Origin of the sequence: Stutzerimonas stutzeri (assembly GCF_000935215.1) — a bacterium.
Lineage (GTDB): Bacteria > Pseudomonadota > Gammaproteobacteria > Pseudomonadales > Pseudomonadaceae > Stutzerimonas.
Genome location: NZ_JXXD01000186.1, coordinates 1 through 15,286 on the forward strand (window position 1 = coordinate 1; position 15,286 = coordinate 15,286).

At 67.7% G+C, this 15,286-nt stretch carries 12 protein-coding genes; 4 read left to right on the top strand and 8 right to left on the bottom strand.

Going from position 1 to position 15,286, the window contains the following annotated elements:
• Positions 1-1,781: exodeoxyribonuclease V subunit gamma (gene recC / locus LO50_RS18215; protein ID WP_044315888.1), on the bottom strand; the 1,781-nt coding region annotated here is incomplete at its 3' end.
• A 226-nt stretch (positions 1,782-2,007) separates the two neighbouring features.
• On the opposite strand from recC, the gene LO50_RS18220 reads away from it, so the two are divergent.
• Both LO50_RS18220 and LO50_RS18225 read left to right on the top strand, forming a co-directional pair.
• The gene (locus LO50_RS18220) at positions 2,008-2,904 is read left to right on the top strand and encodes a cache domain-containing protein (protein ID WP_044315889.1); all 897 of its coding nucleotides are present in this window, start codon (positions 2,008-2,010) and stop codon (positions 2,902-2,904) included.
• Positions 2,905-3,045: 141 nt separating this feature from the next.
• Positions 3,046-4,731, top strand: a complete 1,686-nt coding sequence (locus LO50_RS18225) for a Na/Pi cotransporter family protein (protein WP_044315890.1) — start codon at positions 3,046-3,048, stop codon at positions 4,729-4,731.
• On the opposite strand, the gene LO50_RS18230 is transcribed toward LO50_RS18225, so the two are convergent.
• The 5 genes from LO50_RS18230 to LO50_RS18250 all read right to left on the bottom strand — a co-directional run bounded on the left by LO50_RS18230 (position 4,728) and on the right by LO50_RS18250 (position 10,051).
• Positions 4,728-5,756, bottom strand: coding sequence for an AbrB family transcriptional regulator (locus LO50_RS18230; RefSeq protein WP_044315891.1), 1,029 nt, complete (start codon positions 5,754-5,756; stop codon positions 4,728-4,730). The two genes, LO50_RS18225 and LO50_RS18230, sit on opposite strands and share 4 nt — an antisense overlap.
• 1 nt (position 5,757) lies before the next feature.
• The gene (locus LO50_RS18235) at positions 5,758-7,272 is read right to left on the bottom strand and encodes a tripartite tricarboxylate transporter permease (protein WP_044315892.1); all 1,515 of its coding nucleotides are present in this window, start codon (positions 7,270-7,272) and stop codon (positions 5,758-5,760) included.
• A 1-nt stretch (position 7,273) separates the two neighbouring features.
• Positions 7,274-7,717, bottom strand: coding sequence for a tripartite tricarboxylate transporter TctB family protein (locus LO50_RS18240; RefSeq protein WP_023443992.1), 444 nt, complete (start codon positions 7,715-7,717; stop codon positions 7,274-7,276).
• A gap of 78 nt (positions 7,718-7,795) precedes the next feature.
• Entirely contained in the window at positions 7,796-8,770 is a 975-nt protein-coding gene (locus tag LO50_RS18245; RefSeq protein WP_014818678.1) for a Bug family tripartite tricarboxylate transporter substrate binding protein, read from the bottom strand.
• Between the two features lie 24 nt (positions 8,771-8,794).
• A complete protein-coding gene (locus LO50_RS18250; protein WP_044315893.1) occupies positions 8,795-10,051 on the bottom strand; it encodes an OprD family porin in 1,257 nt (418 codons plus the stop codon).
• Positions 10,052-10,233: 182 nt separating this feature from the next.
• Here LO50_RS18250 and LO50_RS18255 point away from each other — a divergent pair, with 182 nt between their 5' ends.
• Entirely contained in the window at positions 10,234-10,905 is a 672-nt protein-coding gene (locus LO50_RS18255; protein WP_044315894.1) for a response regulator, read from the top strand.
• Positions 10,898-12,298, top strand: coding sequence for a sensor histidine kinase (locus LO50_RS18260; protein WP_044315895.1), 1,401 nt, complete (start codon positions 10,898-10,900; stop codon positions 12,296-12,298). The genes LO50_RS18255 and LO50_RS18260 overlap by 8 nt, the downstream gene beginning before the upstream one ends.
• Here the strand turns inward: LO50_RS18260 and LO50_RS18265 are convergent.
• Together LO50_RS18265 and LO50_RS18270 are read right to left on the bottom strand one after the other, a co-directional pair.
• The gene (locus LO50_RS18265; RefSeq protein WP_044315896.1) at positions 12,279-14,210 is read right to left on the bottom strand and encodes a sensor domain-containing diguanylate cyclase; all 1,932 of its coding nucleotides are present in this window, start codon (positions 14,208-14,210) and stop codon (positions 12,279-12,281) included. The two genes, LO50_RS18260 and LO50_RS18265, sit on opposite strands and share 20 nt — an antisense overlap.
• Positions 14,211-14,341: 131 nt before the next feature.
• A partial coding sequence (locus LO50_RS18270) for a methyl-accepting chemotaxis protein (RefSeq protein WP_044315897.1) occupies positions 14,342-15,286 on the bottom strand: 945 nt, incomplete at its 5' end.

Genomic DNA, 15,286 nt, shown 5'->3' on the forward strand with positions numbered 1-15,286 from the left:
AGGTCGGCGGCCTGCGCCTGATCGCGCAGGGCGGCGCAGGCCTGGGAGAGCAGCAGCAGCGTCTCGCCGGCCTCGCGCTCGTCGAACAGCGTATCGATCAGCACTTGCAGGTCATCCGCCCACTCGGCCAGCGGGCGCGGCCTAGCCAACTGATCGGCCAGGCTGCCGAGTCGCTCGACGAAGTCCACCAACCGCCCGAGCAACTGCCCGCGCGCGCCTTCCAGCGCATCCAGCGGCCAGTGCTCGCCAAGCAAGGGCGCGCGGTCGCCGGCCAGCTGCGGCGGTGCAGCGAAGCCCAGCAGCAGGCGGTCCAGCCCCTGGCGCCAGGTAAAAGCCGATTCGTCCGGCAGGCCGAGACGGGCCCGCTGGCTACCGTCGCGGCCCCAACGCACGCCGGCTTCGCGTAGCCAGTCGCGCAGCAGCGGCAGGTCTTCGCTTTCGATGCCGGCGCGGCGGGCAACGGCCGGCTGCTCCAGCCAGGCGAGGACTTCTTCTGCGGTGAAACGGCTCTGCGCCAGCATCAGCAATTCGAGGAAGGCCTCGATCAGCGGCATTTCAGCGCGGAGGCTGCGGTCGGCCAGGCTGTAGGGGATTCGCGGGCTGCCCTCGCGTGGGGCGAACACGGCTTCGATAAAGGGTGCGTAGCGCTCGATATCCGGGGTCAGCACCACCACCTGATCGGGCGTCAGCGCTGGGTTGGCGGCGAAGCGCGCCAGCAGCTGGTCGTGGAGGATTTCCACCTCGCGCAGCGGCGAATGGGCGATGTGCACTTCCAGCGAACGATCGTTTTCGGCGAGCGTGATGCGCTCATCGGGCTGCCGGGTGCGCAGCCGCAGGATGTCGTTCTGCAGCGCGTGCAGCAGGCTGTCATCGCGCAGGTCTTCGTCTTCGGAATACAGGCCGAACTCCTGGCTGCCCTCGCTGGCGGTCAGGCTGAACAGGGAATCGAAGAAGTCCCGGCCCTGCTTGCCGAGACTGGCCAGCAGCGGATGGCCGACATCGAGATACCAATCATCAGCGCCGCTCTCGGGCTGGCGCGCCAGCTCGCGGATATCGCGAATCTCGCCCCAGGCTTCGCGGCTCGGGTTGAGCGCGCAGACCACCACGTCGATATGTCGCGCCAGACCATCGAGCACGCGCAGGTGGTGCGGTGGCAGGCTGCTGATGCCGAACACCAGCAGGCGCTCGGGCAGGCCGGGCAAGGGTTCGTCGCTGTAGAGCCGCTGCAGCAAGTCGTCGAGCAGCCGGGCGCGGTGCGGATGGCCGTCCTTGGTCAGCTCGCGCCAGAGGAGCGCCTGCCAGGCTTCGTCCGGGCCTAGATCGAAGGTTTCGCCACGCTCCCAGGCGGCCAGCCAGTCGTCGCGATAGAGCAGGTACTGGTCGAACACGTCGGCGATCTTGGCCGCTAGCGACAGCCGCCGGCGCTCATCGCCGCCGTCGAGATACTGCGCCAGACGCGGCGCCAGCTCGAGGTTGGTCGGCTCGCAGAGCCAGCCATAGAGGCGCCAGGTCAGGGTGGTCGGGGAAAACGCCGACTGCTCGGGCAGGCTGCCCAGCACGGTACGGCTCAGATCCCAGACGAACTTGGCCGGCAGCTGAATCTCCAGCTGCATGGCGATGCCCTGCTTGCGCGCCAGTTCCAGCGTCAGCCAGCGGCCCATGCCCTGGCTCGGCACCACCACCAGCGCCGGGGCGAAGGGGTCGGCGAGCGGCTGGGCAAGCAGGCGCGTGGCCAGTTCGCCGAGGGTTTCCAGATCGGGAGCGTGGTAAAGGCTGAGCATGGGCGCACCGCGTGAACAGAAGTCGCTAGGTTACAGGCCGCTCCGCAGGGGAGCGAGCCGTGCACTTGAGTCTGTATCCCGGTTGCGACAACTCGTGTCGCAGCGCATCTCCTCCTTTCGCCCTGCCCTTTTGCTTCTCTCGACCAATATCAATTACGCCGCGGCTGCCTAGCATGGGGCAACGGGGCGGCCGCTTAGTCGCCCGCCATCAGGTCAGGAGTCGTTCATGAACCGGAACCGCAAGAAGCTGCTCGCCCTTTCCCTATCCGCCACGCTGGGCGCCGTGCCGCTGCTGTTGCACGCACAGGAGCCGGCCCAACAGCGGACGCTCGGCTCGGTGGAGCGCAGCCACGCCAGCCAGGCCCGCGCCCTGCTCGACCAGGCCGTGCTGACCTTCCAGGCCAAGGGCCCGGAGCAGGCACTGGCCGCCTTCAACGACCGCAACGGTGAATTCGTCCACGGCCAGTACTACATCTTCGTGCTCGGCGAGGACGGCACCATGCAGGCCAGCAGCGGCCCTTCGGCCAGCCTGGTGGGGCTGAACGTCGCTGAACTCAAGGATGCCGCCGGCAAATCCTTTATGCGTGAAATCCTCGACAAGTCGGCCAAGCAGGACAGCGGCGAAGTCGAGTACCAGTGGCTCAACCCGGCCGACAACAAGGTCGAGAACAAGATCAGCCAGTTCCGCAAGATCGGCGACCACGTGCTCTGTGTCGGCTACTACATCCCGCGTGCCACCGCCGAGCACGCCAAGGCGCTGCTCGACCGCGCCGTGCAGCAGGTCAAGGACAAGGGTGCCGAGGCCGCCTTCCGCAACTTCAACGACCCGCGTGGCGGCTTCGTCTTCAACGACGAGTACGTCTTCGTCATCGGTCTGGACGACGGTCGCTATCGCGCCAGCGGCAGCTCGCCGAACCTGGTGGGGGTCGATGTGCGCAACGTCAACGATGCCGCCGGCAAGCCACTGTTCAAGGAGATGATCGAACTGGCCCGCAAGCAGGGCTCCGGCAGCGTCGACTACGTTTGGCGCAACCCGGCGACCAACGCGGTCGAGCAGAAGCACACGCTGATCCAGCGGGTCGACGATGTACTGCTGGGCGTGGGCTACTACACCCGCCCCTGAGAGGGCGGGCCAGCAAGGCTTTGTGACGTTTCGGTGAACGGGGCCGGCAGGCCAGGGTCAATCGAGTATCCCCGGTGAAGATCTGCGTCCTTGTGACGCAGGCTTTCGTCGTTGCTGCTCGCCGGGGCAGGAGCCCGACCGATGCTGACCCTGTTGCACCTGTTGTCGTCCATCGCCCTGCTGGTCTGGGGTACGCATATCGTGCGTACCGGGATCATGCGGGTGTATGGCTCGCACCTGCGACGGGCGCTCGGCCAGAGCATGGGCAATGCGCCGCTGGCCTTCGGCGCCGGCATCGGTGTTACGGCGCTGGTGCAGAGCAGCAACGCCACCGCGCTGCTGGCCATCTCCTTTGTCGCCCAGGGGCTGATGGCGCTGCCCACGGCGCTGGCAATCATGCTCGGCGCGGATGTCGGCACCGCGCTGATGGCCCGCGTGCTGACCCTCGATCTTTCCTGGCTGTCGCCGCTGCTGACGCTGCTCGGCGTCTGCCTGTTCCTCTCGCGCAAACAGACCCGCGTCGGCCAGATCGGCCGCGTGCTGATCGGCCTCGGCCTGATCATTCTCGCCCTGCAGTTGATCGTGCACGCCGCCGAGCCGATCACCGAGGCGCGCGGCATGCAGGTGCTGTTCTCCTCGCTGGCCGGCGACACCCTGCTCGCGGTGCTGGTGGGCGCGCTGTTCGCCGTGCTGTCGTATTCCAGCCTCGCCGCGGTGCTGCTGACCTCGACGCTGGCCGGTGCCGGCCTGATCAGCCTGCCGGTGGCGCTGGGCCTGGTGATCGGCGCCAACATCGGCAGCGGCCTGCTCGCCTGGTTCAACGCCAGCCTGCAGCCGGCTTCGGCACGCCGCGTGGCGCTGGGCAACCTGCTGTACAAGCTGGCCGGGCTGATCGTGCTGCCGTTTCTCGGCATGCTGGTGGCCTGGATGGACACCCTGGGTGTCAGCGCACAAACCCAGGTGATCGGTTTTCACCTGATCTATAACAGCCTGCGCTGCGTGATCCTGCTGCCCACCGTGAAGCCGATGGCGCAGTTGTGTGAATACCTGCTGCCGGAGCGTGCGCTGGACAACGGCGTGGCGCAGCCTCGGCATCTCGACCCCGCCGCACTGGATACGCCGAGCCTGGCCCTGGCCAATGCGGTCCGCGAAACCCTGCGCATCGGCGACATGATGGAGCTGATGCTGGCGCGGCTGCTGGAGGTGCTGCGCGAAGACCGACCGGAGCCCGGCGACGAGATTCGCCGCCTGGACGATGACGTCGACGCGCTCTACAGCGGCGTGAAGCTCTACCTGGCGCAGATGCCGCGCGAGGACCTGGCCGAGCAGGAGGGCCGGCGCTGGGCCGAGATCATCGAACTGGCGATCAACCTCGAGCAGGCCGGCGACATCATCGAGCACATGGTCAGCAAGGTGCAGAACCTGAAGACGTCCAAGCGTCGCTCCTTCTCCGACAGCGGCCTGGAAGAGCTCAGCCAGCTGCATGGACAGCTCAGCACCAATCTGCGCCTGGGACTGTCGGTGTTCATCTCCGGCGATTCCCATAGCGCCCGCCAGCTGCTGCAGCACAAGCGCCAGTTCCGCAAGCTGGAGCGCGAGCTGGCGCACTCCCACGTGCAGCGCCTGCACCAGCAGGTGGTGGAAAGCATCGAGACCAGCGCAGCGCACCTGGAGCTGATCGCCGACATGAAGCGCCTCAATTCACTGTTCTGCAGCGCCGCCTATCCCGCGCTGGAAGGTCCGGGTGGTGGCAAATCGCGTGCCACCAACGACAGTACCCGCGAGGTGCTGGCCAACGAGCCACAGCTGCCAGGGCGTCCCGCCTAGCCTGCGCGGCGTTGCCAGAGGCGAAACAACGGCTCGGCGAGAAACATCACCAGAAACAGCCTGAGCACCTGCACCGCGGTGACCAGCGCCACCGACAGCTGCAGGGCCTCGGCGGTCAGGCACAGCTCGGTGATGCCGCCGGGCATCATGCCGAGCATCAGCGACACCTCGTCCAGCGCGGTCATCCAGCCCAGCGCGCCGCCCAGTGCGGCAGCGAACAGCATCGCCAGCAGGGTGAAAAGCAGAATGCGCAGCAGGAACGCCGGCGCACTGCGAAAGAACGGCCGGTCGAAATGACAGGCCAGTGAGCAGCCGATCAACCACTGGCCGAGCGCGCCGGCCCAGCCCGGCAGGCCGATGTGCAGGTCGAACGCCACACTGGCCAGCGCGCAGGCGGTCAGCGGGCCGAGCATCCACGGGTTGGGCTGGTTCAGCCGTTGCCAGAGCAGCGCCAGCAGACCGCCCGCCGGCAGCAGCAGCGCCAACCAGGGCCAGCTCACCGGCGCTGGCGCTGGCGCTGGCGCCTCCATCGACGGCAGGCCCCAGGTGAACAGCGCCGGCACGATCAGTACCACCAGCAGCAGGCGCAGGCTGTGCGCCGCCGCCACCCGCGCCGGTTCGGCCTGGTGCCGGTTGGCCAGCACCACCATCTCGCTGGCGCCTCCCGGCATGCTGGCGAAGAACGCAGTGGCGCGATCGGTGCCACTGCGCAGCAGGATGAAGAGGCCGATCAGGCCCAGCAGCAACGTGCCGACCGCGCCGGCGAGGATCACGCCTAGGTGCGCCAGCACCTGCTGCATGACCTCGCTGGTGAAGTGCAGGCCGATGGCGCTGGCGACGATCCATTGCCCGACCTGACGCCCGCGCGGCACCTCGCTCACCAGCCAGCCACTGCAGCGCACGGCGATCACCGCCAGCAGCGAGCCGATCATCCACGGCAGCGGCCAGTTGGCCAGCGTTGCCAGCCAGCCGCCGAGCGCGCCGATCAGTGGTGTCGCCCACCAGCCCGGCAGCCGCCGATACACGTCAGGCCTGCGCCTCGACCACGTTGCCGCGACGGCGCTTGAGGTACCAGCGCAGCGCCGGCATGCCGAGCATCGCCACGGTCAGCGCCCACAGCGCCAGGGTGATCGGGCTGCCCCAGAGGATGCGCAGCTCACCGTTGGAGATCGACAGCGCACGGCGCAGGTTGTCTTCCATCATCTCGCCGAGCACAAAGCCGAGAATCAGCGCCGACAGCGGGAAGTCCAGCTTGCGCAGCAAGTAGCCGAACACGCCGAGGCCGACCATCAGCACCAGGTCGAAGGTGGTGCTGTGCACCGAATACACGCCGACCATGCTGATCACGGTGATCGCCGGCACCAGCACCCAGTTCGGCACGGCGAGCATGCGCGAGAACAGGCCGACCAGCGGGATGTTCATCACCAGCAGGATCACGTTGCCGATGAACAGCGAAGCGATCAGGCCCCAGACCACGTCCGGCTGCTGTTCGAACAGCAGCGGGCCGGGGGTGATGTTGTACAGCGTCAGCGCGCCGATCATCACCGCGGTGGTGCCCGAACCCGGCACGCCGAGGGTCAGCATGGGGATCAGCGAGCCGCAGGCCGAGGCGTTGTTGGCCGCTTCCGGCGCCGCCAGGCCGCGCAGGTCGCCATCACCGAAGCGGCCCTTGTCGCCGGCCATGCGCTTCTCGCTCATGTAGGTCATGGCGCTGGCGATGGTCGCCCCGGCGCCCGGCAGCGTGCCGATGACGAAGCCGGCCACGGCGCTGCGCACCATGGTCCAGAAGGTCAGGCAGAACTCCTTGAAGTTGAACAACAACCGGCCGCTGGCCTTCACCGCCTTCTGCCCGCTGTGGGTTTTCTCCAGCATCAGCAGGATCTCGCTGACGCTGAAGAAGCCGATCACCACGATGACGAACTGGATGCCGTCGGACAGGCTGACGCTGCCGAAGGTGAAGCGGTAGACGCCGGTAGTGGAATCGACACCGACGGTGGCCAGGGCCAGGCCCATCAGCGCGGCCATCAGCGTCTTCACCGGCTTGTCGCCGACCATGCCGCCAAGGCAGGCGATGGCGAAGATCATCAGCACGAAGTACTCCGCCGGGCCGAAGGCCACCGCCCACTTGGCCAGCAGCGGGGCGAACAGCACCACCCCGCAGGTGGCGATGGTGCTGCCGATAAAGGAGCTGACCGCGGAAAGCGACAGGGCGATACCCGCCTTGCCCTGGCGCGCCAGCGGGTAGCCGTCGAGGGTGGTCATCACCGCGGCGGCATCACCCGGCACGTTGAGCAGGATCGCCGAGATGCGCCCGCCGTATTCGCAGCCCAGGTACACGGCGGCGAGCAGGATCAGTGCGGTCTCCGGCGGCAGGCCGAGGGCGAAGGCCAGCGGCAGCAGCAGCGCCACGCCGTTGATCGGGCCGAGGCCCGGCAAGAGGCCGACCACGGTGCCGACGAAGGCGCCGAACAGCGCCACCAGCAGGTTGGTCGGTCGCGTGGCGACATCGAAGCCCTGCATCAAGAAATTCAGTGTTTCCATTTCAGCTCTCCAGCAGACGCAGCAGGCCAAGCGGCAGCGGCACGTCCAGCAGGTAATCGAACAGCCCGTAGAGCAGCACGCCAAGCAGCGCACCGCTGATCACGCTGGGCCACAGGCGACCGTTGAACAGCAGACCGAGGGCGAAACCGGCCAGGGCGGTGCTGATGACGAAACCCAGGGTTTCGAACAGCAGCGCGTAGGCCAGCAGGGCCAGCACGCACAGCACGGCGCGCTGCGCCTTGGGCCGATCGAACGCCGGCGTCGGCTCACCGTGCGGCTTGAACAGCAGCCACGCCGCACCACAGGCCATCAGCAACAGCAGCAGCAGCGGGTAGGCGCGCGGCCCGACCGGGTCGTAGGCAAAGGGCGCCTCGAAGCCCCAGGCGAGCAGGGCGAGGCCGGCGCAGGCGAGCAGCCACGCCGCGGCGAAGACACGTACGTACATGACGGGATACCTCAGGGATTCGGCGACCCGGCAGCTGCCGGATCGACCGTGCGGCCCGCGAACGCGGGCCGGTTCGCGTTACTTGACCAGGCCGAACTCGCCGGCCAGCGCCTTGTAGTCCTGCACCTGCTTCTTGACGAAGGCCTCCAGCTCATCGCCGGTCATCGACAGCGGGAACAGGTCGCGCTGTTCGCGCAGCTTGGCGAAGTCCTCGTCGGCGAGCAGGGTGTCGAACTGGGTCTTCCACCAGTTGAAGTCCTCGTCAGGCACTTCCGGCCCCATGTAGAAGCCGCGGATCACCGGCCAGCTGATGTCGTAGCCCTGTTCCCTGGCAGTAGGAATGTCGGCCAGCTTGCCCGGCAGACGCTCGTCGGAGAGCACGGCGAGGATGCGGATCTTGCCGGCGTCGAGCTGCGGGGTGACTTCGCCGAGGCCGCTGGAAGTGACCTGCACATGGCCGCCGAGCATGGCGGTGAGGGTTTCGCCGCCGCCCTCGAAGGCGACGTAGCGCAGCTTCTTCGGATCGACACCGGCAGCGCGGGCGATCAGCGCGGTCTGCATCCAGTCCTGGCCGCCGATGGTGGCGCCGGCGCCGAATACCACGCTGCCCGGGTCCTTCTTCACTGCGGCAATCAGCTCGTCGAGGTTCTGGTAGGGCGCGTCGGCACGTACCGAGATGGCGCCGTAATCAGTGCCGACCGCGGCGAGCCAGCGCACGGCGTTCTCGTCGTAGCGGCCGAACTTGCCCTGGGCGAGGTTGAGCAGCGAGCCGCTGGAGAAGGCGGTGATGGTGCCGGCTTCTGCCGCACGCTGGGCGACCACCGCGTTGTAGGCCACCGCGCCGACGCCGCCGGGCATGTAGGTGACGCGCATCGGTGCTTCGAGCAGGCCGCTGTCCTTCAGGCCGCTCTGGGCCAGCTTGCAGGTCAGGTCGAAACCGCCGCCGGGCTTGGCCGGGGCGATGCACTCCGGGCGCTTGGGTTCGGCCAGCAGCTGGCTCGAGAGCAGCAGGCAGGACGACAGCAGGGCGAAACGGCTGAGTCTGGTTTTCATCGAAAGGTCCTCTTCTTGTTCTGTTTACCAGATCGGCAGGCTGTAGCTGACGATCAGACGGTTCTCGTCGGCGTCGCGGGCGAAGTCGGAGCGGTACATCGCGTTGCGCCAGCGCAGCGCGACGTTCTTCAGCGGGCCGCTCTGCACCACGTACTTGAACTCGAAATCGCGTTCCCACTCGCTGCCGTTGTTGCCGCCGCTGTACTCAGCGTTGTCGCCGGAGATGTAGCGGGTCAGGAAGGTCAGCCCGGGGATGCCCATGGCGGCGAAGTTGTAGTCGTAACGCGCCTGCCAGGAGCGCTCGTCGGCATTGGCGAAGTCGTTGATCTGCACGAAGTTGACCAGGAACGGATCACCGCCGTCGATGTAGGCGTAGCCGGTATCGCCGCGCATCTGCTGGTAGCCGACACTGACCTTGTGCCCGCCCAGGCTGTAGCCGAGCATGCCGTTCCAGGCCTGGTTATCGATCTTGCCGGCATTCGCCGCGCCGGTGTCGTCGCTGAGCATCACGCGCAGGTCCGCACTCAGCGCGGAGTTGTCGCTCAGCGGCTTGTTCGCCAGCAGGCCGAAGAAGTGCTGGCGGTACACGTCATCCAGCTCGCCGTAGTGGTAGCGCCCGGTGAGGTTCTCGTTGAAAGCGTATTCGGCACCGGCGAAGGTCAGGTGGTCGGCCTCGGCGGCGCTGGCGAAGCGGCCGTTCTTGTTGTTCAGCTGCAGGTCCTGGGAGTTGGTCGAGGAGCGGTCGATCACCTTGTCCAGGCGGCCGCCGGTCAGGGTCAGGCCGTCGATATCGGTGGAGGTGACGGTAGCGCCCTCGAACACCTGCGGCAGCGTGCGGCTGTCGCTGGCCTTGACTACCGGCGTCTCCGGAATGTGCGAGCCGTAGCGCAGTTCGGTCTCGGCAATCTTCGCCTTGGCGGTCAGGCCCAGGCGGCTGAACTCGTCCGGCGTGCTGCCATCGTCGTGCACCGGCAAGAGGTCGGTGCCAGCGCGGCCGCCACCGGAATCCAGCTTGACGCCGAGCATGCCCAGCGCGTCGAGGCCGACGCCGACGGTGCCTTCGGTGAAGCCCGACTGGACGTCGAGGATGAAGCCCTGGGTCCATTCTTCACGCTTGGACTGGCCGCTGCCTTCGCGGAAATCGCGGTTCAGGTAGATGTTGTGGGTCTGCAGGGTTGCGCTGCTGTCTTCGATGAATGCGGCCTGGGCGAAGGGCGTCAGCGAAGCGGCGGCGACAGCAAGGGCGAGACGGGCAGGTGTGGGTCTGACGACAGTCAGCATTGGGTATCTCCAGTTGTTGTTTTTGTTGTCACGGCACATGCGCCGTGCGGAGGTGGATCGAGCCACCTGCGAGCGATCCTAGGCGGTCAAGCTTTCGCCAGCCTTTCAGCGCTGAAAGCCAGCAGCGGCATGAAAGTTCTGCCGCTACACTGGCGCTCCGTCGCCATCGCAGAGGACAGGCAATGCGAATTCTTCTGGTCGAGGACCACCCCCAGCTCGCCGAAAGCGTGGCGCAGGCAATGCGCGCCGCCGGCTGGACCGTGGACCTGCTGCACGACGGCGTCGCCGCCGACTTGGCGCTGGCCAGCGAGGACTACGCGCTGGCGATCCTCGACGTCGGCCTGCCACGGCTCGACGGCTTTCAGGTGCTGGCTCGCCTGCGCGAGCGCGGCAAGACGCTGCCGGTACTGATGCTCACCGCACGCGGCGAGGTCAGTGACCGCGTGCACGGGCTCAACCTCGGCGCCGACGACTACCTGGCCAAGCCGTTCGAACTGTCCGAGCTGGAAGCGCGGGTCAAGGCGCTGCTGCGGCGCAGCGTCGGCGGCGGCGAACGCCAGCAGCGTTGCGGCGCGCTGGTCTACGATCTGGATGCGCGGCGCTTCAGCCTGGCCGACGAGCCACTGACGCTGACCTCCCGCGAGCAGGGCGTGCTGGAAGCGCTGATCGCCCGCCCCGGTCGGGTGATGAGCAAGGATCAGCTGGCCGCCCAGGTATTCGGCCTGGACGAGGACGCCAGCGCCGACGCCATCGAGATCTACATCCACCGTCTGCGCAAGAAGCTCGAGGGCCAGCCGGTACGCATCGTCACCTTCCGCGGCCTGGGCTACATGCTCGAGGCGCTCGATGGCTGAGCGCACCGCGGCCGGCAGTTTGCGCGCGCGGCTGCTGCTGCGGCTGACCATCCTGCTCACGCCGCTGCTGCTGTATGGGGCCTGGAGTGCCTACTGGAACGGCCGCGCCGCCGCCGATACCGCCTACGATCGCACCCTGCTGGCGTCCGCGCGGGCCATTGCCGATGGGCTGGTGACCAGCGACGGCAGGCTGCGCGCCAACGTGCCCTACGTGGCGCTGGACACCTTCGCCTACGACAGCGCGGGGCGCATCTATTACCAGGTGCTGGACACCGAAGGGCGTCTGGTCAGTGGCTACGAACAGTTGCCCGCGCCGGGCGCCGAGGTCCGCCGCACCGACGACTACCCGGCGCTGGCGCGCTTCTACGACGGCGAGTTCCAGGGCCAGGGCGTGCGTCTGGTCAGCCTGCTGCAGCCGGTCAGCGAGCCTGAGCTGAACGGCATCGCCGAGATTCGCGTGGCCGAGACGCTCGGCGCGCGCGAGCGCATGGCGCGCAGCCTGTTGAACGACACTCTGTGGCGCCTGGGTCTGCTGGCGCTCGCCGCGCTTTTGCTGGTGTGGCTGGCGGTCAGCGCCGCGCTGCGCCCGCTGGCCCGGCTCAGCGAGGCGGTGCAGGATCGCGCGCCGGATGATCTGCGGCCGCTGCCGCTGGTCGACGTGCAACGCGAGCTGAAGCCGCTGGTGGCTGCGCTCAACCAGTTCACCGAGCGTTTGCGCGGGCAGTTCGAGCGCCAGGCGCGCTTCATCGCCGATGCCTCCCACGAGCTGCGCACGCCGCTGGCGGCGCTCAAGGCGCGCATCGAGCTGGGTCTGCGCGAGGCGCAGCCGAATGTCTGGCGCACCACCCTGGAAGACGCCGGGCAGAGCACCGACAAGGTCATCCACCTGGCCAACCAGCTGCTCTCGCTGGCGCGCATCGAGAGCGGTGCGCAGTCCATCGCCGAGGGTGGCGCGCAGCGCCTGGACCTGTCGCAGCTGGCTCGTGAGCTGGGGCTGGCGCTGGCGGCGCTGGCGCACAAGCGCGGCGTCGCCCTGGCGCTGGAGGCCGAGGCGCCGGTATGGATCGACGGCGAGCCGACGCTGATCAGCGAACTGCTGAGCAACCTGCTGGACAACGCGCTGGCGCATACCGGCGACGGCGGCAACGTGGTGCTGCGCGTGCTTGACGGCGCCGTGCTGGAGGTGGAGGACGACGGCCCGGGTATTCCGGCCGCCGAGCGCGATCGCGTCTTCGCCCCCTTCTACCGCCGCGACACCGGCGGCCATGGTGCCGGCCTCGGGCTGGCCATCGTCGGCGAAATCGTCCGCGCCCATCGCGCCGAGATCAGCCTGGATCAGGGCGCTCTCGGCGGCCTGCTGGTGCGGGTGCGGTTCATACCGGCTGTGGAGTAACGGCCGGGTCGTCTTCGCTGATGCAGTTGCCGGGCGCCAGCACCACCTGGTCGCGACCAGCGTTCTTGGCCTGATAGAGGGCCGCATCGGCCGCCGCCAGCAGATCGGCCGGCGCGACGAGCGAGGGGGTCAGCGTGGCGACGCCAAGGCTGATGGTCAGCGCCACCGGCTGTTCGCCATGCTGCAGCTGCAGGTGCGCGATCGTGCAGCGGATCGATTCCGCCAGGGCGACGGCCTGTTCGGCGTCGAGCCCCGGCAGCAGGACGACGAACTCCTCACCGCCATAGCGCGCCGCGACGTCGCCGGCGCGCTGGCAATGGGCGGCGAGCACTGCCGCGACCTGGCGCAGGCACTCGTCACCGAAGGGGTGGCCGTAGCTGTCGTTGACCCGCTTGAAGTGATCGATATCGGCGAGCAACACCGACAGTGGGCTGTCGGCGCGCCGCGCGCGGCGGATTTCCTCGTCCAGCAGACGATCAAAACGCCGGCGGTTGGCCAGCTGGGTCAGCGAATCGGTGGTGCTCAAGCGCATCAGTTCGGCGTTGGCGGCTTCCAGGCCGTGGCGGACTTCTTCCAGCGCACGGGTGCGTTCGTACACCCGCGCCTCGAGCACCTCGTTGGCGCGCAGTTGCAGATCCAGCGCCTCCTGCTTGGCCTGCAAGCGCAGTGCGCGCTCCTCGGCCAGCGATTCCGAGGCGTGCAATGCCAGTTGCTGCGCGGCGATGCGCCGGTTGCGCTCGACGTTGATGCGCTCGGCCAGCGCCATGGATAGCAGCACGAACTCGGCGAACATGCCGATCAGCTGGCCATTCAGCGTCCAGGCATTGAGTGGCAAGGTGCCGTTGAGCGCCAGCAGGTTGACCACGGTGAAGCCGAGCAAGGTGCTCCAGGCGATGCTGAACAGCCGCGCGGACGGATTGCCGCGCATCCACAGGTTGAGCGTCACGGCCATGGTCACGACGCAGTGCAGCAGCGCGACGCTGTCCATGAACAGATAGCGCGCCAGGGCCGGTGCCAGCAGCAGCATGAGCACCGCCACACCCCAGTAGCCGGTCAGGCTGACGGACACCGCCCAGACCCAGCCGCCATAGCGGCGTATGCCGAGAAAGCGCAAGGCGAACAGCATCGGCGTGAAGAAGCACAGCGCCGCGGAAAGGCCGTAGAAGCGTGCCGACAGCTCGGGGATTTCCGGCCAGAGGTAGAGCTGGCCGAAGCCGGTAATGGTCAGCACGTAGAACACCGCGCTGAGCAGGTAAAGCACGTAGAGGAAGTAGCTGCCGTCGCGGGTGAAGATCAGCAGGCTGCAGTTGTACAGCACGATCACCAGGATGCCGCCGAAGAACAGGCTGACCAGCGTGACGTCGCGGAGCTTGCCCTCGATCAGCTGCTTTTCGTCGATCAGCTCCAGCGGCAGAGCGAGGGTTTCCCTGGCCTGCAGCTGCAGATAGACCACCACTCGCTCGCCCGCCGGCAGCTCGAGTGGGTAGACGAAGTGATGGTCGGCCAGCGGTCGGCTGCTCAGTGCCACGGCATCCCCGGCCAGCATGGATTGACCCCAGCGGTCGCTGTCCGGGTAATACAGGCGCACCGCGACGCGGTCGAGCACCGGCCATTTCAGCAGCAGGTACCAGCGCTTCGCGGCGTCGCCCGTGTTATGCAGCCGGAGGCGCAGCCAGGCACCGTCGCGCTGTTTGCCAAGGTTGGGTTTGTTCAGCCGCCGCCAGGGCAGATCGGCTGCGGCGATCTGGGTGAAATCCGCGTCCGGCCTGCCCAGCAGGTATTCCACTGCGCCGACCTGCAGCGTCGCCGCCCCCCTTGTCTGCAGCACCGGCGATGGCTCAGCCGCCATCGCGTTGCCGGTCCAGGGCAGCAACGTCAGGCAGGCGACCATCAGCAGTAAGGCGCGCATCATGTGGAAATGCCTCGTCGGCGCGGCAATGGCCAGCGAAGTGCCAGCCAACCGGCGTCATTTAATAAGCGCCGACGAGTGCATGATGCCACTCTGATATCAGTCTGTCCCGTGCAAGCGACAGACTGCAGCGATCACGCCCGCCGCCTCGCCCAGAACTGTTGCACCAGCTCGAGCATGCCATCGGCCAGCTGGGCGACGCCGCAGGCGCTGCGCTGGCTGTGCAGACCGGTGGCAACGTGATTGTCCGAGCTGCCGCGGATGCTGACGATGCTCTGGGTGATCTCCTCGCTGACCGAGCTTTGCTGATCCACCGCTGCGGCAATCTGGCTGCTCATGGCGCTGATCTCGTTGACCCGGCTATTGATGCCGCCGAGCGAATGCTCGGCCTGGTCGGCATGGCTGACGCTGTGCTGCGCCTGCTCGCGGCTACGCTGCATGACGTCCACGGCCTGGCGCGCACCGGCCTGCAACGAGCCGATCATGCTCTGGATATCGGTGGTCGCGCTGGATGTGCGCGATGCCAGCTGACGCACCTCGTCGGCGACCACGGCGAAGCCGCGGCCCTGCTCGCCGGCGCGCGCCGCCTCGATAGCGGCGTTGAGCGCGAGCAGGTTGGTCTGCTCGGCGATGCCGCGGATGACGTCGAGCACGCGGCTGATTTCCTGGCTGTGGCTTTCGAGCTGATGAATGACTTCGGCGGCCTGCTGGATGTCCCCGGCCAGCCGCGTGATGCTGCTGCCGGTGAGGCCGACGATCTCCCGGCCGCTGGCCGCTTCGCTGTCCGCGCGGGCCGCCACCTCGGCCGTGCGCTGCGCGTTGAGGGCGACTTCCTGCACGCTGGCGGTCATCTGCCGAATCGCCGTGGCGATCAGATCGGTTTCCTGCTGCTGGCGCGAGGCGCTTTCGGTACTGCCATGCATGGCACCGAGCAGGTCGCGGGCGTGGCTGCTGAGCTGGCGGCTGCAGTCGGCGATGCGCCCGACCATGGCGCCGGCTTCGGTTTCCAGCATCTTCATGGCGAAGGCGATTTCGCCGATCTCGTCACGGCGTCCGGTGTAGATCAACTGGCTGACCGG